Source organism: Marinicella marina, assembly GCF_030065545.1.
Lineage (GTDB): Bacteria > Pseudomonadota > Gammaproteobacteria > Xanthomonadales > Marinicellaceae > Marinicella > Marinicella marina.
The window spans coordinates 120595-142928 of record NZ_JASJNC010000005.1; the positions used below are offsets into that span (position 1 = coordinate 120595).

Genomic DNA, 22334 nt, shown 5'->3' on the forward strand with positions numbered 1-22334 from the left:
TCAATCGCTTTGATTCCAGTGCTTTCGTAATCAAGGATTGTTGTATAATAATACCTGTGTGATTAGAGGGGGCGTGATTCAATTGATGGTCGATGAGTTGGATAAGAATAAGCAGCGGGTGTTTCAAGTCATTTTGATTTTCACTTCTGTTTCTGGTGTAATTTTCGCTGTGATTAATCAAATCAGAGGCCTGTCTTTGTTGGCAGCCATTGAGTTCGTAGTGGCATTGATTTCTTTGTGGCTATTGCTCAAGGTCATTCGCAACCAAAATGAACGAGGCTTCAGACGTCTGGCGTTGATTTATGTGATTATTTTTTTCAGTATCATGATGTTTGCATTCTCTACAGAGGGTGTTTCAATCACCATATTTTCATGGGCGTTGGTGATACCACTGGCATCTTATTTGCTGTTGGGCGTTAAATTAGGCTTCATTATCACAGCTTGCTTTTATACCTTATCAACTTGGATATTTTTCTCTGGATTCAGCGGTCATGAGGTGCTTGAACAGAAAGTGGCTTATGCCAATATTATCATCTGCGCTTTGTTGTTTTGGGGTATATCTCATAGCTATGAAAGAGCCAATCGAAATGCCAAGTTAAAACTAAGAAAACTGGCCATTCATGATCATTTGACTGGTCTGTATAACCGCACAATGATGTATGACTATTTTGACCAAATGTTGAATCAAAATGATACCGCAAAAGAGTCGCTTGCATTGATTCTTTTTGATTTAGATAAATTCAAAGCTGTTAATGATAATCACGGTCATGCAGCGGGTGATGAAGTATTGATTAAGTTTTCTCAACTGATGCAGCAATTCAGCCCTGAGGGCAGTTTTTGTTTTCGCTTGGGCGGTGAGGAATTTGCGTTGTTTATGTTCATTGATGATGACAGTGAAGCCAAAGAAGTGGCAGAGCAAATCAGATCAGCCACGGAAGACATTGCTGTAGACGGTTGTTTTCAGCGAGGGGGTGTTTCTGTCAGTGCTGGTATCGACTTTGTTAGGGCAGAACAGGCTGAAGTCTCCAATATGTTGAAAAAAGCTGATGAAAGGTTGTATGGAGCGAAAGCAGCAGGCAGAAATCGTGTGGCTTTTATAACAGCTACCGAATCAGTTGAAAGCTTTCTTTAGTTTATCAATCACGGGTTCTTTACCAAACCAAATATTGAAGTAATTAACGGCCAAGTCTTGGTTGTTGGTAGAGCCAAGTAATTGACTGTTTCGAAACAAACTGAGTTTTTCCTTGTCTTGGTGAAACAAATCGAAGTATTCGCCAGGTTTGATACCAGTGTAACTGTTATTGAATTTCTTTAAGTCTTCTATCAGTTCTGGGCGTTTTTGTTCCCCCGTCAAATTTTTAACAAAAAAATCTTCTGCACTTTCCTTAAAAAAGTCTGCTTTGACGTCCCTGAAGTAATGAAAGCGTACAATTTTATTGCCTATCTCAAGGATGGGTTGATTGACATCACAATTCTCGGCATACCAACCGATCTCAGCAATTTTGAAAAACAAGCCGTAACGAAGGGTGTAGCTGTTACACCTTTCGAATGAAGTTTGGTTTTTTTCAATTGACTCAGGCAGTGCTTCAACAGCCAGCGTTGAAGTGCTGAAAGTGAGAGTTAGTGCAATAATAAAAAGTTTCATAATAGTAGTTATAACATGGTTTTGACTTTTTTGACAAATCTTCCCATCATTGGTAAGTGTTCAAAAAACGCCTCGGATGAATCCCAAAAGTCTTGGTGAAAAATAACTTTACCCTGTTCGTCGAAACGCAGCTGAGTCATGCCAATGGAGTGTGAAAAAATGTCTTTGCCACTGATAGTGGTATCAATTTTCATCGACCACCTAACAAAATAATCATGTTCGCTGCGAATAACATCGAGAATGTCGACTGTTGTACTGTTTACTTGACCAGCTGATTGTGACATGTAATGAACCAAATCGTCGATGTTCGTGATGATTTTGAAAGTGTCATTGAAATACAGGTCATCAGCATAAACTGCTCTGATATTGTCTTCAGTGGCGCCTTGTTTGTAATCAGCATATATTTGGTTAAAAACCTTTTTGACATCCTGATCGGATGTTGCTGGGGTTTCATTCAATTGCTCAAAATAAAGCGCTGCTGTACGGTTAGGCTTCAATTGTGGCGTTCTGCTGCATGCATACAATGTGAGTGTAGCCAGTAAAACAACGATTAAAACTTTCATGACATTTATAATGTTTATTAATAAAAGTTGCCATAATAGTTTAATATGTGTGTAATCAATGTGAACTGAATACTTGACCGGTTCAGCGGTTCACAATTTTTTCACCAATGCTTGCTACCATGCTGGAATTAAAATAAACGACCCAGAATGAAAAATTTTTTCTCAAAATGGTTCGACAACTCACAAAGCCAAGTCGAATTGTTAGCCGATTCAGATGACATAGATTGGACTCGAATCATTCCCTTTATAGCCATACACCTTGCTTGTTTGTTTGTGTTTTATGTAGGCTTTTCATGGGTGGCGCTGTTGGTATGTGTTTTGTCATATGTCATCAGGATGTTTGCCATCACTGCCTTTTACCACCGCTATTTTTCGCACAAATCATTCAAAACATCACGTATCGTGCAAGGCCTGTTTGCCGTTATTGGTGCGACCGCAACTCAGCGTGGGCCCATCTGGTGGGCTGCACATCACCGTCACCACCACATCCATGCCGATGGCGAAAAGGATACCCATTCGCCCAGAAATGGGTTTTGGCACAGTCATTTAAAATGGTTTTTGATGAAGAAAAACTTTGCCACCAAATCACAGTATGTCAAAGACTTAGAGAAGTTTCCAGAACTGCGGTTTATTGACCGTTTTGATATCTTATTCCCAATCATATATGCCACTGGCCTGTTTATGTTAGGGAGTTATTTGGCCAAGTCACATCCGGAGCTGGGAAGCAGTGCTGGACAAATGTTGATTTGGGGTTATTTCATATCAACTGTTTTGCTGTCACACATCACATACTGCATCAATTCATTGGCACATATTTTTGGTTTCAGAACTTATGAGACTCAGGACGACAGCCGCAATAATTTCATTTTGGCTATTTTTACTTTGGGTGAGGGTTGGCATAACAACCACCATTGTAATCCTGGTTCAGTCAAACAGGGCTTTACGTGGTGGCAATTAGACTTCAGCTACTACATATTGTGGGTAATGAACAAGCTGGGTTTGGTCTGGGACATGAAAGCACCCAATCCAACCTTATTGGCCAAGAAACAAATCAGAGCTGATTCATGAAGGTTGCGATTATTGGTGGAGGGGTGAGTGGATTGATGGCTGCTGATGGCCTCAATGGTCATTGTGACTATACTTTGTTCGAAGCGGCCGACTACTTAGGTGGACACGCCAACACTCAAACTGTCAGTGTCGATGGTCAAACCATCAAAGTGGATACTGGCTTCATTGTATTTAACCAAGACGTCTACACCAACTTTTGTCGAGTTATCGATAAGTATGGCGTCGAATCAATTAAATCTGACATGAGTTTTGCGGTTGCCAATCGCGAGAGTGGCCTGGAATACAATGCAACCAGCTTAAGGACTTTATTTTGCCAAAAACGAAATTTGTTTAATCCAAAATTTTACCGCATGATTTGGGACATAAAACGTTTTTATACTGCAGCTGAAGGTTTGCTCAATACCTCATCGGATGTCAGTGTGTACGAGTATTTGGTTGAAAATAATTACAGTGACTATTTTATCAATGAGCACATCATACCAATGGTCAGTGCATTGTGGTCGGGCGATTTTAATTCGGTCAAAGATTACCCCTTGGTTTACATGCTGCAGTTTATGAAAAACCATCAAATGCTGCAAATCAATCAAAGGCCGGAATGGCGAACCATCAAAGGCGGATCTGAGCAATACGTAAAAGCGATTGCCGAAAACATGCAAGGACAACATGTTACAGGTGTAGCAGTTGATAAAGTCAGCAGAAAAGCTAATCAAGTTACCGTTCACGCAGCGGGTACTGAACAGATATTTGATGCGGTTGTTTTTGCAACTCACACCGATACAGTTTTAAAGATTCTAGAGGGACCCACCGAACAGGAACGTCAGTCAATGGCAGCCATTGAATACGTAGAGAATCAAATGGACTTACACACAGATGCCAGTTTATTACCAACCAACAAACATGCCTGGGCGAGCTGGAGTGTTAACAAGCACAGGGAGCCAAAAGCGGCATGTACAGTTAATTATTACATGAATTTATTGCAATCACTGCCATGTAAAACCCCCGTGATTGTCAGTCTTAATCAAAGCGAGTACATCAAGTCAGAAAAAAAACTGTTAAACAAAACCTACCACCACCCAGTTTACAACCGAAAAACTTTAACAGCACAACAAAGCATCAGTCAAATACAAGGCAATAACAACAGTTATTACTGTGGCGCTTATTTGGGTTGGGGATTTCATGAAGATGGCGCAAGAAGCGGTGTTGAAGTGGCTGATTTGATTAAGCAATTATGACTAAGCCGGCACCCTCGAACAGTCACTGTCAGGTCTATACAAAATTGTCAAAAGCCGACGGATTTGTGATACATAGCCGCAGAACACCAAAAAATCACCGTTTCAAATACCGCATGTGCTGGTTTTTTTTGGATTTGAAACACCTCGATGATTTAGCAGGCCAGTCCAAACTATTTGCCCACAACAAATGGGGCATCACGGCAATTCATGATAAAGACTACATCAACCCATCATCACAACCAATCATAACCAAGCTCAGTGCTTTTATAAAACAAAAGACAGGCAAGGATTATGAAGGTGATGCTTGGCTTTTTACCCATCCTAGGTTTCTGGGTTACGGCTTTAATTCTGTCAATTTTTATTTTTGTTACCAAGACCGACAGTTACTTTATATTGTATCTGAGATTAACAACACGCCTTGGGGTGAAAAACACTTGTATCTGCACGATTTTTTGGATCATAAAACCATTTTGGATGCTGCAGATAATCACCATGTTTTTGAATTTGATAAACAGTTTCACATTTCACCCTTTGTGCCAATGGATGTGCATTATTGTTGGAAGTTTAGGGTGGAAAAAGAGCATTTATCAATTAAGATGTCTTTGAATAAAAATGACGTGAATGTTATGAATGTGGTTTTAGACACTAATATCACACCCATTATGGAAAATGAGGTGAATAGGGTGGTATTTAGTAGGCCGTTTCAATGTTGGAAAATGTCCCTAGGTATTTATTGGCAAGCCTTCAAACTGTGGATTAAAAAAGTACCCATTTTTGACCATCCAGCCACCAAGAAACCTGAAAAATAACAGATGAGCCAGTGTTCATCGGAGAAAGAAATGATGAACCAAGTCGACACCATAACCAGCAAATCCGCTAACAAAATCAACGCGAAAACAGGTATTGTGAAATCTTTCATTAAAAAACAAGTCCTTAAACAATTAAAGTCCTTATCTCATGCACAGCTGACCATTACTGAAAACGGCCGCGATATGGTTTTTGGCGATGCAGCATCAGACTGTCATGCGCAGATCCAGCTAAACAACCAAAACTTTTACTCTGAAGTGGCTTTTCAAGGCAGCATTGGTGCTGCGGAATCATACATAGCCGGCGATTGGGATTGTCCTGATTTGACCAAATTGATTCAAGTTTTTGTTCGCAACCGTGATCTATTAGATGACATGGAAGGTGGCAGTGCCAAATTCAAAAACGCTTTATTAAAAATAGGCCACTTTTTTAATAAGAATACCCTTGAAGGTAGTCGTAAAAACATCGCTGGTCATTATGATCTGGGTAATGATTTGTTCGAGCAATTTTTAGATTCGCGCATGATGTACTCATCGGCAATATATGCAAGACCAGATGAAGAATTGGAAATAGCCAGTGAGAGGAAGCTCCGGGTGATTTGCGAAAAGTTGGACTTACAGGCAAGTGATCATTTGGTTGAGATTGGTACCGGTTGGGGAGGTTTTGCTATTTATGCAGCACAAAATTATGGCTGTAAAGTGACCACCACAACCATTTCTAACGAACAACATGCTTATGCAGCGGCCAAGATCAAGGCTTTGGGCCTGGAAAACAAAATCACACTGTTGAAAAAAGATTACCGTTTACTTGAAGGTGAATTTGATAAATTGGTATCCATTGAGATGATTGAAGCGGTGGGCCATCATTATCTTGAAACCTACCTTAAGAAATGCGCACAATTACTCAAGCCCGAGGGTTTGGGGTTGATACAGGCGATTACCATTGAAGATCATCGTTACGAACAGGCGCTTCATGCCGTAGATTTCATAAAAAAATATATTTTTCCGGGCAGTTTCATTCCGTCTGTAGGGGCCATCTTATCGGCCAATGCCAACAGCACCGACATGAAACTGGTCAATGCCGAGGACTTCGGTGAAAGTTATGCTTACACCCTGCGAGACTGGCAACATAAATTTAATCAAAATGTGGCACAGATTGAAGCGGCTGGATACGCTGATGATTTCCAGCGCATGTGGCGATTTTACCTCAGTTATTGCGAAGGTGGCTTCATTGAGCGTGCCATCAGCGATGTTCACTTGGTTTTTGCCAAACCAATGAACCGCAGATCCTCTATTCAGGCGTTTTCATAATGACTTTGATTAATGTCATTTTATTGAATGTTCTCTGGTTCACCTGCGTGCTGGGTGCAGCCAATGATTTGTTGTGGCCTGGTTTTGTGGTTTTATTGGTGTTGATTGGAATTAATATCTATAAAAAATCGTTGAATAAAATTGATGTTAAGATTGTTTTATTCAGTATCATCTTTGGCCTCGTCATCGATGGGATATTACACGCAAGGGGTATGGTTAATTACGAATTGAAAATACTAGATGCGGCATTCCTGCCACCCATATGGATTATGATTTTATGGGTGGGTTTTGGAGCGACGGTAAGAACCGGCATGCAATGGCTGCTTAATCACCCCAAAATAGGCGCCATGTTCATGTTAATTGGTGCGCCGTTGAGTTATGTATCAGCGGCAAAATTAGGTGCCGCGCAAATTCCAGTGCTGTGGCATGCCATGTCATTTATTGGTATCAGCTGGCTGGTATATTTTGTTTTTATTGTCTGGTTCACCCAGCAGGATAAGGATTCTTCTGATGCAATTGTTTAATCACCCTGTTTTCTATGGTTTTTTGTTGTGTGTGACCATACAACTGATCGCTTGGTACCAACAAAAAAGAACCAGCAATGCTGACAGCGTGGATATCGCTTGGACATTTGGTATTCTTATTTGTGCTGTCACCTATGTGTTGTTGGTCGATGCGCCTTTGAACAACGTCATCATGGTCATGATTTTCCCGCTGACCTGGTACGGGCGATTGCTGTATCATTTGCTGTTGCGCTACGATGTTAACCACGAAGACAGCCGCTACCAAAACTTACGCGAGCATTGGTCTGAGCACACGCAGCTGAAATTCCTCACGTTTTTTCAATTCCAAGCCATGCTCTCAGTGATATTCTCACTGACAGCCTACTGGGTTTTGACCTCGCCAGAGGTGTCATCGACGCAAATGGTATTTGCTGCACTGTTAGGTTTGAGTGCTTTGGTCGGAGTGAGCATTTCAGATCACCAACTACACAAATTTAAAAAGAACAACGACTCCAGCCAAGTTTGTGACATTGGCCTGTGGCGTTATTCAAGACACCCAAATTACTTTTTCGAATGGCTGCACTGGTTTGTCTACCCCATTTTGCTGTGGCACTCTGAGTATTTTTGGTGGTCATTCTTAGTGGTTGCTGTGATGCTGCTGTTTTTACTGAAGCTCACTGGCATTCCCTTCTCGGAACAACAGGCTCTAAAAAAACGGGGTCAAGCCTATCGTGACTACATGGAAAAAACCAGTCCATTCATTCCCTGGATACCTAAACAATGATTAAAACACTGATTAATATGATTGAACGGGGCTATTTACCCGATTCACTGGTTCGTGCAGGCATCAGAAAGCTATGCCGACAGCGCCTGATAGAGGAAAAAGCCAATGATGTTGAATTGGCCAGCCAGCGATATACGGATTTCTTAGAGGAGCTCAAACAATCACCTTTGGCCATTGATACAGACAAAGCCAATGAACAACATTACGAGGTGGACGCTGATTTTTACCACCATGCCTTGGGTGCCAGACGTAAATATTCATCTTGTTATTATCACGGCAATGAGTCATTGGATGAAGCCGAAGAAAACATGTTGGCACTGTATTTAGAGCGCGGTCAATTCACCGATGGTCAAGACATCCTCGAGTTAGGTTGTGGCTGGGGCTCAATCACCCTTTACATGGCTGAAAAATTGCCGCAGTCAAAAATAATTGGGGTTTCTAATTCTAACTCACAACGTCGATACATCATGGCAAAAGCCAAAGAAAAAGGTTTCGATAATGTTGAAATCATCACTTGTGATATCAACGAGTTGAGTTTGGAACAAAAATTTGACCGGGTTATTTCTATCGAAATGTTTGAACATGTCAGAAACTACCAAAACCTCTTCAATAACATTTCAGGCTGGTTAAAAGATGAAGGGAAATTGTTTGTACACGTATTTTGTCACAGGTATCTGATGTATCCATTCATTGCAGAGGGTGACGATAATTGGATGGCCAAATATTTCTTCAGTGGTGGGCAGATGCCTGCAGCTGATACATTTCTGAATTTTCAACAACACTTGAAAATTGAACAGCGCTGGATCAATTCTGGACAACATTACGAAAAAACATCCAACCATTGGTTAGCAAACATGGATAAAAATAAGCAAAAAATCATGCCTATTTTTGAACGTGTCTATGGGTCAGATGCCAAACTTTGGTTCCAGCGGTGGCGTATTTTCTTTATGTCCTGCGCTGAATTGTTTGGGTACGATGAAGGGCGTGAGTGGCTTGTTGCCCACTATCTGTTTAATAAAAGTCAATGAGCACCCCGATTCCTAAAACAACCAAACGCAGTAAGCCTGCCAAAGGCACCATGCACAGGCGTTTAAATAAAGTTTTTTTTGTGCAGTTGGTGTTTATCAGCATTGCCACAGTGGGTGGTGTCATCGGTGCGGCAAAAGTGGTTGAAGACGTTCTGATTAAAGAGGCCTTGATTGGCGAGGCTAAATTCTTTTGGGAACACCGCAATAAGTATGAAGATTTTCCGCTGCCGAAAACCATGAACCTCACTGGTTACCTGGTTTATGACGATGATTATTCCATGGTGCCGGAAGTTTTAACAGAAGTGACTGAACAATACCAACGGATTGATTTGAATGAAAAAAGACCGATTGTTTATATCACGGAAAAAAACAATCAAAAATTATTTCTGATCTTTGAAGAAGCACAGGTTTCCAAACTGGCTTTGTACTTTGGCATAACACCTTTAATCATTGTGTTATTAATTGTCTATGTGCCTGCCTTTGTGTCTTATTTGTTTTCGAAAAGGGCATTTTCTCCGGTACTTAAGCTGGTTGATCGATTGGAAAAGGCCAACATTTCAAAATCAGGTCTGGATGATCTTAAATTTGACGACATCAAAAAAATGGGACATGTGGATGTCAACACCCTAATTGATAGTTTTGATGCGTTTTCTCATCGCATATCGACCATGATCACCCGTGAACGTAATTTTTCAAGGTATGCATCACACGAGCTGCGAACACCTTTGACTGTGTTACGGGGGTCGATGGACTTGTTGCGAAAACAAAATTTGCCAGAAAAAAGTCAAAGGTTAATCAACCGCATGCAGCCAATGATTGAAGAGATGCAGGCATTGATTGAAGCCTTGCTGATGCTTTCAAGAGATGAGGTGATAGAAATTTCTGATCATCCGATTTTGGTTAATGACATCTTGAAAACCACGGTTGAAGACACCATTAGAATGTTTGAGCCACGAAGTATTCAACTGTCTTGGCAACCAACACATTTGGTTCAGGCTTACCTTTCCGAACAGCTGTTTGCGATTGTGGTCAGCAACTTGGTCAGGAATGCATGTATTTATTCACAAGACCCTGCCACTTTATCGGTTAAAATTGAAGGTGCAAACATCATCATTGAAGATCAGGGCAAAGGCATGAATCAAGAACAGTTGAACCGCATCATGGAACCGTTTTATCGGGTTGATGAGCACGGTGCTGAAAAAGGTTTTGGTTTGGGCTTATCAATTGTCGATATGATTTGTAGACAATGTGGATGGACAATCAAATTTGAGAGTGAGCTTGGCCATGGCACCAAGGCCATATTAACCTTAGACAACGCAGAAATTTTAGCAAGTAACGAACAGTAGAAAAACCATGACCAGTAAAAATGTATTAATTGTAGAAGATCACACGGCTTTGGCTGAAACCATCGCAGACCACCTTGAAATGGCCGAGTTTACTGTCGACTTTGCCGCAGATGGCATCACCGGCTTGCATTTGGCAGTTACCAATCCTTATGATGCGATTATCTTAGATGTGATGCTGCCAGGCATGGATGGTTTTGATATTTGTGAAAAAATACGCAAAGAAGCCAAATCGGATGTGCCTATCATTATGTTAACAGCCAGAGACCAGATTGGTGACAAGTTGAAAGGTTTTGATAATGGTGCTGATGACTACCTAGCCAAACCATTCAACCCCGACGAGTTGATTGCACGTCTTGAATCCATGATCAGGCGCCACAGAGGAGAATTCGATAGTAAAGCATTGAAGGTGGGGGATCTGGTGTTTGACTTGGGTACCATGGAAGTAACACGAGATAAGCAAAAGCTCAAAGTTTCACCCACAGGGTTGCAAATTTTAAAGATATTGATGAAAAAATCACCTGAAATCGTGACAAAAGACCAACTGGCACAACAATTATGGGGTGATTTGATTCCTGATTCAGATGTGTTGAGAAGTCATCTCTACATCTTGCGAAAAACCATTGATAAGCCTTTCGAAACTCAGCTGTTGCATACCATTCCTGGTGTTGGCCTTAAAATATCTGAAGCTTAAAAGCATTTAAGCCAAGGTTTGAGGGTTGGGTAATTCCGTTTGCTGATCCAATTGGCGTAAAGCTTGGAATAATTTTTTGCGTTTGACACTGTCTTCTGGTTTTTTCATGTGGGCCCTGACATGTTGGCGCAGATGTCCCAACTGTTCGTGATCAAAATGTTGATACAGAAAGTCAAACAAAGGTTTGTCATCAACACCCATTTGCTCGATCCACAAATTAATCACTGCATCACGGATTTGGTAATGTCCATCAAGATTTTCAATCTGCATGATTTGTGTTCTGATGGCCTCATGATCGGCTTTTAATAACAGTTTGGCCATGTATTGAAAATGTCGTTTTCTGGCAATGTGACTGGTGATCCGCTTAGATTCAATGATGGCATCGGTGAAAGCAGAGGGCAAATCAATTTGCTTGAGTTTATTTTTTGGCATGGCGGTGATTTCTTTGGCCAGTTGTTGCAAGTCATGCACCACTTGTTTCTTTTGAGTTTTACTCAATACTTCTTCTTCGACATCATAGGGGTGTGGTTGTTGGTCTTTGTTGCTCATGGAATCACTCAATTTAATAGCAGCGTATATCTTAACAAAATCATAAGTAAGGCTGTTGTAAAACCTGTTTTCAGTTGATTGATAAGGCTTGATGATTTTGACAAAATTGTCAGTAAATCAAGTAAAATGGCTGCTCCAAAATAACATGCCTGGAATAATAAATATGTCTGTAACATTGATTGAACAAGTCTTAACTGAGCTGAAGAAGCAAGGAGCAACAGAAGCAGAGGTGGTTTACTCAGAGGGCTCTGGTGTGTCAATAAGTTGTCGTGAGGGTGAGGTTGATACCATTGAGAACAACGTCGACAAATCAATGATCATAACGGCTTATAAAAACCAAGCCAAAGGCTCAGCCTCGACCGCAGTGGTCGACGATGAGAATGTACAATTGACGATTCAGAAGGCACTGACGATTGCTGGGTTGACTGAAGCCGATGAGGCGGCAGGTCTGGCTGATAAAAGCTTATTGGCGACTGATTTTAAAGACCTGGGTACTTATTTTGACAATGAGGTTGAAGGTGAAGCGCTGGTTGATATGGCATTGGCAGCCCATCAAGGTGCAATCGACTATGCACAATCTGTCGGTCAATCCATCACCATAGATGAGGCCAATGTGCAACTCGGAGAAGGCCACAGCATTTATGCCAACAGCAATGACTTTCTGGGTGAAAAGCATGGCAGCAATGCCTCAGCCAGTGTGGTTGGTATTGCTGAGAAAGATGGCATGATGGAGCGTGAATACTGGTGGGATGCCGAGCGTGATTTATCTCGGTTTCCTGCACTTGAGGACATCGGTCAGATTGCTGCACAAAGAACGCTTGAGCGGCTTGGATCAAGAAAAATAAAATCTTGTAAAGCACCGGTATTATTTGATCCAGCGATGGCCAAGTCGCTGATTGGTCATATGCTCTCAGCCATCAGTGGCAGTGCTTTGTACCAGGAAGCCAGTTTCCTTAAAAACGATTTGAATGAACAAATTCTGCCAGAATGGTTGAGTCTGTTTGAAGATCCGTTTGTTCTGGGCGGATTTGCCAGTCGCAACTTCGATAGCAATGGTGTGCAGACCAAACAAAGATTAATCATAGAGTCCGGTACATTAACCGGTTTTTTACTCTCAGTTTATTCAGCCAGAAGGTTGGGGTTGGAAACCACCGGTAATGCAGGTGGCGCGCACAACATCATGGTGCAAAGTAACAACGAATTTGATGATAACTTAATCAAAACCATGGACCGTGGCTTATTTGTAACCTCAATGATGGGCCAGGGTGTGAATGCAGTAACCGGCGACTACTCTCGCGGTGCCTCAGGTTTCTGGGTTGAAAACGGTGAAATTCAGTTTCCAGTCAGTGAATTAACCATAGCTGGTAACCTCAAAGACATGTTCAGTAATTTAGCAGGGGTTGGCGCTGATTTTGATTTGCGCAGTAAAATCCATACAGGTTCTTGGTTGATTGAAGAAATGACCATAGCAGGTGATTGATGTCAGTGCAGCCTGAGCAAAATTCAAAAAAAGGGTTTTTATTCAAATCCTGGCATTTTAATCAACAATCAGGTCAATTGACTTGTCACTACTTTGACGCGCAATTTGGTGACTTTACTGAAACTTTTACCTTTGCAAATATCGATCAGGCGCGTTATTTAAAACAGCAAAAAAACATCGATGCGGCCATCGATTGTTTGTTTTGGATGGCAGGGGTCAGTTACTACAAAACCGCTCTGGCCAAATCCATTTCTTTTCAGCACAAAGCACCCACTAAACAACAGGCGCAATGGTTAACAGCAACCTGGCAAGCTGGTTTGGCTGAATTGGGTCATGAAAACAACTTAGGCTGGTTGGATTGGGTGAAGATTGAGGGTCACTCGCCAGCACCCATGCCAGAACCTTGCGAGCTGCGCCAAAGATCGTTGGTAGCCATTGGTGGTGGCAAAGATTCATTGGTCTGCATAGAGGCCATCAAGCAGTTGCAAGAGGAGGCCTGTTTGTTTCTCGTGGGCCAATCAGAATTTATTATGTCTGTGGCTGAAAAAACCAACCTTCCATTAATATCAATCCAGCGCCAAGTTGATAAAAAATTGGCACAAGTCAACCAACAGGGCGCTTACAACGGACACATTCCAATCACTGCCATCAATGCCTGTGTGGCGGTTGTAGCGGCTTTGTTGTACGACTTTGACAGTGTGGTGTTTTCTAATGAACGTTCCGCTGATGTGGGTAACTTACAAACTGACAGCGGCCAGTGGATCAACCACCAATATTCCAAGTCATTGGCTTATGAACGCAACTGGCAGTTAATCATTCATACTCATATCACTGAGGCTTTGGATTGTTTTTCATTGTTGCGGCCCTTTTCAGAACTGGCTATCATCAAGCGTTTTGCGTCAGCAGAAAAATACTTTGCTTACTTTTCTAGTTGTAACCGTAACTTTCACCTCACAGGCAGTCAAAACACCAGCCACCATTGGTGTGGTGTGTGTCCGAAGTGCGCTTTTGTTTTTCTGTGCCTGGCACCCTTTATTACAAGGCAGCAACTGCTTGATATATTCAAACAAAATCTATTTGATAACCAAGCACTCGATGTGCTGTTCGACTCTTTGTTGGGAATCGAGGGTATCAAACCTTTTGAATGTGTGGGAGAACAACAAGAATGTCGATTGGCTGTTATGCTATTGACTCAACATGCTGATTGGCAAAACCACCCAAAAATCATCGCTTGGAGCAGGGTCTTACCACCAACCACTGAGCAGGATAAAATGTCAATAATGCAGCCAAGTAATGACCATAACATACCAGCGAAACGAAATTTCAGTCAGGCCATTCAATATGAAGCTTGAGACACTGAAAAATAAAACCACAGCCATTTGGGGATTTGGCATCGAGGGCAAGGCCACCTTGGCGTATTTGTTGGCACGGTGTCCGAATATGGAGATTGCTGTGTTGTGTGGCGCAGATGAGGTGCCTGATGAGCACACAAAGGGTGTTAGCTTCATCACTGTGCCAGTCTCAGTTGAGGTTTTGAATCAATTTGAGGTGGTGGTAAAATCACCCGGTATCAGCCCTTACCAAGCGCCTGCAAAGCAGGCCAAATGCCAGCTCATCAGCAGTGCTGCACTGTGGTTTGATAATGAGAAATCCGGGCAAGTCATAGCCATCACTGGCACCAAAGGAAAAAGCACCACAGCCGCCATGTTAACCGCCGTTTTAGAGGCGATGGATTTCAAGGTGGTGTTGGCGGGAAATTTTGGTTTGCCATTGATTCAGTGTACCGGGAGTTTCGATTACGTGGTGTTAGAAACATCCAGTTATCAGGCCTATGATGGCAGCATCAAGGCTGATATTGGGGTGTTGTTGAATTTGTATTCAGAACATTTGAATTGGCATTTAACTGAGCAACAATACCACCACGATAAATGGCGGCTACTGCGTCAAAGTAAACGCGTTTTGCTCAATGCTGCCGATGAGAACAGCACCAAAATGCTACAGATTGAACCACTGCGAAAGCGGCCTGATTATTATGGCAATCAGCATGGATTTTATGAGCTCAATGGCGTATTGATGTACCAAGACAAGGCCTTGGTTTCAGCCTATGGGTGGCAACTTAAAGGCCAGCATAATTTACACAATGCAGCAGCTGTCTGTGCCATTGTATTGATGTTGGGTCTGGACATTAAAATGGCCATCAACGCCATCAAACAATTTCAACCATTGCCTCATAGATTACAACTCGTGGCTGAGTCTAACGGTGTTAAATTCATCAATGACAGCATTTCATCGACGCCACATTCAACCTTTGCAGCCATGGGCACAGTCGATCCGTCGCGAACTATTTTATTGGTTGGTGGCTTTGACCGAGGGGTGGATTGGCAGTGGTGGGTAGAGGCGATTGAGGTGCATCCTCCTAAAATGATTATTTGCAGTGGGGAAAACAGCAAAAAAATACATCAACTTGTCTTGAATCAGCAGATAAAAACACAATGTATTAAGCAACCAAATCTCAAACAGGCGGTCGAATATGCCAAAGACCAAGCAAAACCAGGGGATACAGTGTTACTCTCTCCTGGAGCGCCGAGTTTCGATGCATTTGACGATTACCAACAACGAGGTCAGAAGTTTAGCCAATGGATACAACAATGAAAAACATACTGCTGGTAATGTTGCTGGCAGCCGCAGCAGCCACAGCTGAGCAAGCCACTGAAGTGGTTGATGACAGTGAGGTAACAGTGATTCCTGATTCGTTGTTGCAGCAAGTTGAGTCAGGCCATGCGGAAAGTGCTTTTTTCATTGGTTCGGCATTTGCACAAGGTACCATGGGCATTGATCAAAACCTCGAAAAAGCCCAAGAGTGGTTTCTTAAATCTGCTGAAATGGGCTACGTCCACGGCATGTTTGAAACAGCCCAATTGTTATTCAGAGATAAAGTCTACGACGAAGCCAAAACCTGGTTCACCAAAGCAGCTGGAGCGGGCCATGGTGAGTCCATGTATCGACTTTCGTTGTTTAATTTATATGAAATAAACGGTGAAACATTCAATTGTGATGCAGCTTATGAATTGTTAGACAAGGCTCAAAGTAGGGATGTCAAACCAGCATTCAACGACCATGCTTGGATGTTATCCACTTTGCCTGATAAAGCTTGTCGCAATGGACAAAAAGCATGGAAGGTTTATGCTGAACTACAAAATTTGTATGCCCCAAGTGAGCCCATACCATGGGCATACCTGGACACCAAAGCCGCGGTGTTGGCAGAAATTTCTGACTTCAATGAGGCCATTGAAGTGCAATCGTGGATTGTAGAAGATTTTTGTGATGTTGACTTCCCCAAAACTGATGAAGCATTCAAACAGTCTTTACAGCAATTGCTTTTGAGCTATGAAGCCAAAGATGACCGCCTTTGTTATGGAGCCATCCAACGTTTACAAAGTTATGTTGACAGAAAACCTTGGCGTGAAGCCCCAGAATTTATTACGGAATAACATGGAAATCGATCCAACAAATAACCAATCACTGGAGTCATCTCGTACTCGTTTTGCCGAACAAATGGCACCCATCAGTTTCCAAGAACTACAGAAACATTTTGCCAAGGGTATTCTCATTAAGGTCACAGAAAACATGGATTTATTGGATGTCGCTGTGGCCATTCACCAAGATAATGCGGAACAAATTCAAAACTGGATGGAAAACGGTTCATTAGAGCGAGCACATGATGAACATGCTAAGGATTGGATAGCTCGGCGCAGTGTGCTGATGGCTGTGACTGTTGCGCCATGGGTTCTGGTACAAGACTTAATTGATGATATTGAAGTGAGGAATTGATATGGAGCAGATTTTAAATATGGTTATGGCGGGTGCATTGGGATTGATTATTGGTGCATTATTTATGTATTTTGCCAGTAAAAAAACTTCATCAGAGCAATCAGTCAAAGCGGTTCAGGAAAAATTAGACAGTTATCAAAGCGAAGTAGAAGATCATTTTGCTAAGACCGCTGATCTGATAGACAACCTGACCGAAAGTTACAAAGAAGTCTTTAATCATTTATCAGACTCGGCCGAAAAATTATTGACTGAGGAACAAATTCAAAACCAACTGATCAATCGCCGCTCTCGTGAGGTGACTATCAAATATTTGAAAGGCTCAGATACAGACGAGAATAAAGACCCAACTGAATAATCAGACAGTTGGGTTTCATTTATCGATTATTCAATCATTTCAAAAGAATTTCGCTGCGGTTCTTTTCCACAGTTTTCAAGCCGATGCCTTTGACTTCTGTCAGTTGCTCAACTGTTTTAAAAGGCCCGTTCTGGGTTCTGTAAGCCACAATGGCAGTGGCCTTTGACAAGCCAATGCCTTTGAGTTCCTCGGCAATTTGTGCAGCGTCTGCTTTGTTGACGTTGACGGCGGCCATGGCAGATTGTGCGAATAAAAACACAGCGATTAATAAAGCTTTTAAATAGTTCATTTTTTTCTCCTTATGATTAATTTAAATAAGTGACCTAAATCAATTTCTGATCACTTGCTGTCCATGTTAAGTACGCCAGCACATTGTACCAATCATCAGTTTCTGAGTACTGTGTCAATTATTTGGTAGAGATTGACAATAAATGCGACACATTGGTAGGAATTTATTGATGGGGTGCTATATAATGAAAAGATAATATTAAATATTCACTTTCCACTCACATGTCATACAAATTAATTCTTAAATACTTGGTGCTGCTACTTGCCAGTGTCCAAGTTCATGCAGGCAGTCAAATTGATTTCACGCCACATGGCACACAACCAGGTCTTAACTTTTCATTAGAACCCTCTTCGAACTGTCAAGGATGCCACAAAGGAGGCAATGTAGCAGATGACAGTATTAATATGCCTAACAGAACATGGATGGGGTCAATGAAAGCCCATGCTACCCGCGACCCGTTATTTTGGGCTGCACTAGATGTAGCCAATAATGACCTTCCTGGTGTGGGTGATTTTTGCCTGCGGTGCCATACTCCAGATGGTTGGTTCAGAGGCAATGTTAAGCCAACTAAAGCCAGCCAATCCTTTATAGATGGGCCTAATGGATGTGAATTAACAGGTAACTATATACTGCCTGAAAGTAAGCTGAATGATTATGGTGGAGTAAGTTGTCATTATTGTCACAGAATTGAGCCGATAGGCCCCGGTGGTGAAGCCGGTTTTTTACAAAATGGTGACAATTGGATTGATGATGTGGCTTGTGAATCAGGCGGATTCGGTCCTTGCAGAAACGGACCATACAACGAACAGGATTATATGGATGGTGGCTCAACTCCACCCCATGCATGGGAAGGGTCCAATCATATTCAGTCTTCTGAATTTTGCGGGTCGTGTCATGATATTTCTTCCCCTGAAATTTTACAAAATGGAATGTTGAGTATTGCCAGAAAATTTTGGAACGATGGTGTCGAAACAGACTTGCCTATGCCTATTGAGAGAACTTACAGTGAATGGAAGAACTCTTTATTTGCTGATCTCATTTACAGAGACAGTATGGAAGTTGGGTTATCAGATGAGTTTCCTCTATTATTGGAAGGAGAAACTTGTCAAAGTTGTCACATGCCACAATCAGAGAGTGAGGCTGCAAGGGCTTGTATTTTTGATGCTTTAGATGTTGATGGGAATGGTCGCAGGAAAGGTAATCTGCGCACACATCAGTTTGCTGGTGCCAATACTTGGATTCCTCAAGTTATTAAAACAATATACGGCGATCAACTTGAATCAATCAATGAAGGTATAAAAGAGTCGCTGGATTTATCCACCGACTATGCCTTAAATAAGCTTCAAAATGAAAGTGCATTGATTGAAGCTACACTCACCAATCAAACCTCAGATGAGCTAAATATCAATGTTAAAGTAACTAACCTATCGGGTCATAAATTACCCACCAGTTATGCAGAAGGTCGCAGGATGTGGCTGCATATTGTGGCAAAAGATGGTGCCAATAATGCTTTTTGGGAAAGCGGTGCGTATGATGAAAACACTGGTATTTTAACAGAAGATACACAGTTGAAAGTTTATGAAGCTCTACAAGGTATTTGGAATCCTGACCCTGATGGAAATTCAAGCACAGAAGATGGTAATTGTGAAGTAAGTGATGAAAATGGAGACAAGATGTTTCATTTTGTCTTGAATAATTGTGTAGCTAAAGATAACAGGATTCCACCATTAGGGTTTAGAGCTGCTGATAACATTGAGATGAAGCCAGTGGGGATTATATACACTCCTCGACCAGGCCACCCAGGCCAAGTGGTGAATTTTGATGTAACCAATTATCAAATTCCGGTCACCGGTGTTACTGGACCGTTCGTAATTGAAGCAACCTTAAAGTATCAAACTGCGAGCAAGGATTATATTGACTTTTTAGCGCGTGAGGCAACCGTCAATAATTTTGCAACAGAGAATGAGATGTGTGACAGAGATTGGGATATTGGTCCTGCCAATCAAAGTAGGGGGGCATTTATGAAGGAATTATGGGAAGAAAATGGACGTTCCGCTCCGGTTGATATGGTGATGGATTTTTTACAGGTGAATGAATGAAGTATATATACATTCTATTGTTAACGTCTTTAACTTTTAATCCAGCACTCGCATTGGAAATATTGCCTTTTTACGAATCCGATTTGCCACCTTGGGCGATTGCGATAAAAAAAAATGAATCAGGCGAGTTTCTTGAGGTAACGACAAATCAATGGCATGACAAGGTGATGACTGATGAGGGGGAAAAAAGGTTCATCTATCGACAAGGTCATGATTATATTAAAAGACAGGGTTTCTTGCGGACATACACTCACGACGAACAACTGGTCAATGAAGTGTATGATGTTGAAAATGACGCCAGTGTTATCAGAGAAGAAATATTCATTGCATTCGAGTTGTTTAAGATGCATCCAGAAATCAGGAAATTATTGATTGATGAAGGCCAGCCCATTATTTTGAACGGTGGTTTTAATTATCTGGATAAAGAGCCAACACAGCCTTGCTATTTTGGGAATAGATGCGTCCATGTGATGGCATCATCTGCAAACACAGCTATGGTTGCGCATGCAGTGGTAAGGTTATCTGATAAAAGCATACCTTATCCACATTTTGATACTGATAAGGCTACTGAACAGGGCATTAAAAACAGAATAAAAAAAGTTTTAAAGCGGAAAATACAATGAAAACAATAATACATAATGCAGTGGTTGCATTTTTCATGCTGTCCTACACGTTTTTTGTTCAAGCTGGATCTCCTAACTGTGATGGTTTTGGCGAAAATTATGTAGGCTGGCCTACACTGGAGCCTGTGTGGGAAATGTGCTATTTATCACCAGAAAACAGTTCAGCATCAAGGGGGTCGAGTTTAGAAGTCAGGAACGTGCATTTGAATGGATTTTTGGTCTTGGAACGAGCACATATACCTATGTTGTTTGCTAATTATAGTAGTGGCACTTGCTACCGAGATTGGAAAGATACTTCGTCCAATTTTTTACGAGCTGATGCCATTGAAAATCCTACAAGGCCTGCAATCACAACATGCGATATTTCAGTGGATGAAGATCTTCCTGTCGGTAACTGTCCTTTTCAGGATGTCAGTCCTGGGGGCAGCGGCACGGTAGGAAATGCAAATGACTGTACTTCTCAGGTACAAGTTGAGAAATACGATGACCGAATGGTGATAACAACTAATCATTCTGCTGATTGGTATAAATACTCTGCAAGATATGTTTTTCATGAAGATGGTCGTATAGAACCTAGGTTTGGTTTTGGCAACAGCGATGGTACATTCAGTGGCACAACCCATTGGCACCATGCTTATTGGCGATTTAACTTTGATATTGAAGGTGGTGATAATGACCTGGTATACATTGTTGATCAAAATGGAGAAAATTTACAAACCACTGAGTTTACAGATTTAAGGGAAATTACCAGTGGAAAAGCCAATGATCCTAATACCTTTGATGATGAAGTTACATGGTTGGTTAAGGACAGTGTTAGTGGTCGTGGATATCGAATGGTACCTGGTTTTGACGGTGATTCCCAGTTGGGTTTTATCGATGATTACAGCGTTCCTGCTGATCCCAGCCTGGATAATTACCACGAAGTAGACGTGATGGTTTCACGATACAAGCTGATCAACGGTAGCTTAACAGAATACTCAGATACACCAGGTCAGAATAGTTTGGGTAACTGTTCTATGGATGAAACAAGAATAGTCGATAATGAGACACTGGTCAATGAAGACCCTGTGTTGTGGTACCGCGCAGCTGTGAATGACATTGCTAATCAAGGTATGTTATGTAAAACAGCAGGTCCTACATTGTATCCAGTGGGTGACTGGGGTATTGATCAAGCACCGGTTGCGGTCGCAGATGCCGCTCAAGTTGAGGAAAACAGCGTTGATAACGTACTTGACCTGTTGTCCAATGACACTGACACGGATGGTGGAGAACAGTTCATTGCATCAGTGACTCAGCCAGTAAATGGAGCGGTGGTCATTGGTGTTGATGGTGCCGATGTCAGTTACACTCCAGACGTTGATTACTGTAATGATGGCAGCCCAACTGATGATTTCAATTATACTTTGAACGGTGGTTCATCAGCCACAGCCGCGGTTACCGTAACTTGTTTCATCGATTTGGATTTAATTTTTGAGGATGGTTTCGAATAACCAAGAACCTAATCCTATTAAATGTATAAAAAAAGGCCCGTTTGTAGGGCCTTTTTTTATTGGGTTATACTATTGATTTGTTGCGGAAGGTTGAAACGATGGAAGCAGGTTTAGAAAAACAAACAGGTCATTCACTTGCTCATTGGGTTGATGTGGTGAAAAAATCTGGTATTGAAAAGCACAAAGCCGTGATTGATTTCCTTAAAAGTGAGCACGGTTTTACTTATGGCTTTGCCAACTTTGTGGCGCACAAAGCCAATGAGTCAGATGCTGCTTCGCAGGATGCAAGTGATTTGGTTGTCGCTCAATACCAAGGCAAGGAGTCTTTGAGACCAATCTTTGATCAACTACATAAGAAAATTTTGGCTTTGGGTGAGGATGTGACTGTCACACCGAAAAAAACCACTGTCAGTTTTATTCGAAAGTTTCAGTTTGTCTTAGTGAAACCGGCAACCAAGAAAAGAATCGATTTGGGGTTAAAGCTTAACAACAAGAAAATCACAGATCGTTTAGAGGCATCAGGGCCATTTGGAAGCATGTGCACGCACCGAGTTCAAATCACCAGTTTGAAAGATGTGGATGATGAACTGCTGGGCTGGATCAAAGCGGCTTATGAACAATCGGTTTAATTGGTAATTGTT

General features: G+C 41.8%; 24 protein-coding genes. 20 read left to right on the forward strand and 4 right to left on the reverse strand.

The window, feature by feature from the left end; genetic code table 11:
* Positions 1-73: 73 nt before the first annotated feature.
* Entirely contained in the window at positions 74-1132 is a 1059-nt protein-coding gene (locus QNI24_RS09155; protein ID WP_283708642.1) for a GGDEF domain-containing protein, read from the forward strand.
* On the opposite strand, the gene QNI24_RS09160 is transcribed toward QNI24_RS09155, so the two are convergent.
* Both QNI24_RS09160 and QNI24_RS09165 read right to left on the reverse strand, forming a co-directional pair.
* Positions 1112-1645, reverse strand: coding sequence for a chalcone isomerase family protein (locus tag QNI24_RS09160; RefSeq protein ID WP_267176396.1), 534 nt, complete (start codon positions 1643-1645; stop codon positions 1112-1114). The two genes, QNI24_RS09155 and QNI24_RS09160, sit on opposite strands and share 21 nt — an antisense overlap.
* Positions 1646-1653: 8 nt before the next feature.
* On the reverse strand, positions 1654-2208 hold the full coding sequence (locus QNI24_RS09165; RefSeq protein WP_267176397.1) for a nuclear transport factor 2 family protein: 555 nt from the start codon (positions 2206-2208) through the stop codon (positions 1654-1656).
* Positions 2209-2355: 147 nt separating this feature from the next.
* On the opposite strand from QNI24_RS09165, the gene QNI24_RS09170 reads away from it, so the two are divergent.
* From QNI24_RS09170 to QNI24_RS09210, 9 genes are read left to right on the forward strand one after another with little or no spacing between them, the layout of a single operon-like run.
* Complete coding sequence (locus QNI24_RS09170; protein WP_267176398.1) at positions 2356-3276, forward strand: acyl-CoA desaturase; 921 nt, start codon at positions 2356-2358, stop codon at positions 3274-3276.
* Entirely contained in the window at positions 3273-4508 is a 1236-nt protein-coding gene (locus QNI24_RS09175) for an NAD(P)/FAD-dependent oxidoreductase (RefSeq protein ID WP_267176400.1), read from the forward strand. Before QNI24_RS09170 ends, QNI24_RS09175 begins: the two co-directional genes overlap by 4 nt.
* Positions 4505-5317 (forward strand): DUF1365 domain-containing protein, encoded by an 813-nt coding sequence (locus QNI24_RS09180; protein ID WP_267176401.1) that lies wholly within the window; start codon positions 4505-4507, stop codon positions 5315-5317. The genes QNI24_RS09175 and QNI24_RS09180 overlap by 4 nt, the downstream gene beginning before the upstream one ends.
* 33 nt (positions 5318-5350) lie before the next feature.
* Positions 5351-6625, forward strand: coding sequence for a class I SAM-dependent methyltransferase (locus QNI24_RS09185; RefSeq protein ID WP_458368002.1), 1275 nt, complete (start codon positions 5351-5353; stop codon positions 6623-6625).
* A complete protein-coding gene (locus QNI24_RS09190; protein WP_267176403.1) occupies positions 6625-7149 on the forward strand; it encodes a DUF2878 domain-containing protein in 525 nt (174 codons plus the stop codon). Before QNI24_RS09185 ends, QNI24_RS09190 begins: the two co-directional genes overlap by 1 nt.
* Complete coding sequence (locus QNI24_RS09195; RefSeq protein ID WP_267176404.1) at positions 7136-7912, forward strand: DUF1295 domain-containing protein; 777 nt, start codon at positions 7136-7138, stop codon at positions 7910-7912. Before QNI24_RS09190 ends, QNI24_RS09195 begins: the two co-directional genes overlap by 14 nt.
* Positions 7909-8940, forward strand: a complete 1032-nt coding sequence (locus tag QNI24_RS09200; RefSeq protein WP_267176405.1) for an SAM-dependent methyltransferase — start codon at positions 7909-7911, stop codon at positions 8938-8940. Before QNI24_RS09195 ends, QNI24_RS09200 begins: the two co-directional genes overlap by 4 nt.
* On the forward strand, positions 8937-10286 hold the full coding sequence (locus QNI24_RS09205) for a sensor histidine kinase (protein WP_267176406.1): 1350 nt from the start codon (positions 8937-8939) through the stop codon (positions 10284-10286). The genes QNI24_RS09200 and QNI24_RS09205 overlap by 4 nt, the downstream gene beginning before the upstream one ends.
* 7 nt (positions 10287-10293) lie before the next feature.
* Positions 10294-10977 carry a response regulator transcription factor gene (locus QNI24_RS09210; RefSeq protein ID WP_267176407.1) on the forward strand — a complete coding sequence of 228 codons (684 nt, stop codon included), beginning with the start codon at positions 10294-10296 and terminating at the stop codon, positions 10975-10977.
* A gap of 6 nt (positions 10978-10983) precedes the next feature.
* Here the strand turns inward: QNI24_RS09210 and yjgA are convergent, their stop codons facing one another.
* A complete protein-coding gene (gene yjgA / locus QNI24_RS09215; protein WP_267176408.1) occupies positions 10984-11526 on the reverse strand; it encodes a ribosome biogenesis factor YjgA in 543 nt (180 codons plus the stop codon).
* 163 nt (positions 11527-11689) lie between these two features.
* On the opposite strand from yjgA, the gene pmbA reads away from it, so the two are divergent.
* Genes pmbA through QNI24_RS09245 form a run of 6 tightly spaced genes read left to right on the forward strand, consistent with a single transcriptional unit; the run spans position 11690 to position 17192 of the window.
* On the forward strand, positions 11690-13006 hold the full coding sequence (gene pmbA, locus QNI24_RS09220; protein WP_283708643.1) for a metalloprotease PmbA: 1317 nt from the start codon (positions 11690-11692) through the stop codon (positions 13004-13006).
* Positions 13006-14358, forward strand: coding sequence for a MurL-like N-terminal domain-containing (locus QNI24_RS09225; protein ID WP_283708644.1), 1353 nt, complete (start codon positions 13006-13008; stop codon positions 14356-14358). Before pmbA ends, QNI24_RS09225 begins: the two co-directional genes overlap by 1 nt.
* Positions 14300-15658 carry a UDP-N-acetylmuramoyl-L-alanine--D-glutamate ligase gene (gene murD / locus QNI24_RS09230; protein WP_283708645.1) on the forward strand — a complete coding sequence of 453 codons (1359 nt, stop codon included), beginning with the start codon at positions 14300-14302 and terminating at the stop codon, positions 15656-15658. Before QNI24_RS09225 ends, murD begins: the two co-directional genes overlap by 59 nt.
* Complete coding sequence (locus QNI24_RS09235) at positions 15655-16497, forward strand: tetratricopeptide repeat protein (RefSeq protein WP_283708646.1); 843 nt, start codon at positions 15655-15657, stop codon at positions 16495-16497. The genes murD and QNI24_RS09235 overlap by 4 nt, the downstream gene beginning before the upstream one ends.
* Before the next feature lies 1 nt (position 16498).
* Positions 16499-16837 carry a DUF2288 domain-containing protein gene (locus QNI24_RS09240; RefSeq protein WP_283708647.1) on the forward strand — a complete coding sequence of 113 codons (339 nt, stop codon included), beginning with the start codon at positions 16499-16501 and terminating at the stop codon, positions 16835-16837.
* A 1-nt stretch (position 16838) separates the two neighbouring features.
* Positions 16839-17192 carry a Z-ring associated ZapG family protein gene (locus QNI24_RS09245; RefSeq protein ID WP_283708648.1) on the forward strand — a complete coding sequence of 118 codons (354 nt, stop codon included), beginning with the start codon at positions 16839-16841 and terminating at the stop codon, positions 17190-17192.
* A 34-nt stretch (positions 17193-17226) separates the two neighbouring features.
* On the opposite strand, the gene QNI24_RS09250 is transcribed toward QNI24_RS09245, so the two are convergent.
* Positions 17227-17481, reverse strand: a complete 255-nt coding sequence (locus QNI24_RS09250) for a ComEA family DNA-binding protein (protein WP_283708649.1) — start codon at positions 17479-17481, stop codon at positions 17227-17229.
* Between the two features lie 221 nt (positions 17482-17702).
* Here QNI24_RS09250 and QNI24_RS09255 point away from each other — a divergent pair, with 221 nt between their 5' ends.
* The 4 genes from QNI24_RS09255 to QNI24_RS09270 all read left to right on the forward strand — a co-directional run bounded on the left by QNI24_RS09255 (position 17703) and on the right by QNI24_RS09270 (position 22322).
* Positions 17703-19580: a hypothetical protein gene (locus tag QNI24_RS09255; protein WP_283708650.1), complete on the forward strand. Its 1878-nt coding sequence runs from the start codon at positions 17703-17705 to the stop codon at positions 19578-19580.
* The gene (locus QNI24_RS09260; RefSeq protein ID WP_283708651.1) at positions 19577-20203 is read left to right on the forward strand and encodes a hypothetical protein; all 627 of its coding nucleotides are present in this window, start codon (positions 19577-19579) and stop codon (positions 20201-20203) included. Before QNI24_RS09255 ends, QNI24_RS09260 begins: the two co-directional genes overlap by 4 nt.
* Complete coding sequence (locus QNI24_RS09265) at positions 20200-21693, forward strand: Ig-like domain-containing protein (protein WP_283708652.1); 1494 nt, start codon at positions 20200-20202, stop codon at positions 21691-21693. The genes QNI24_RS09260 and QNI24_RS09265 overlap by 4 nt, the downstream gene beginning before the upstream one ends.
* Before the next feature lie 98 nt (positions 21694-21791).
* The gene (locus QNI24_RS09270; RefSeq protein WP_283708653.1) at positions 21792-22322 is read left to right on the forward strand and encodes a DUF5655 domain-containing protein; all 531 of its coding nucleotides are present in this window, start codon (positions 21792-21794) and stop codon (positions 22320-22322) included.
* Positions 22323-22334 lie beyond the last annotated feature (12 nt).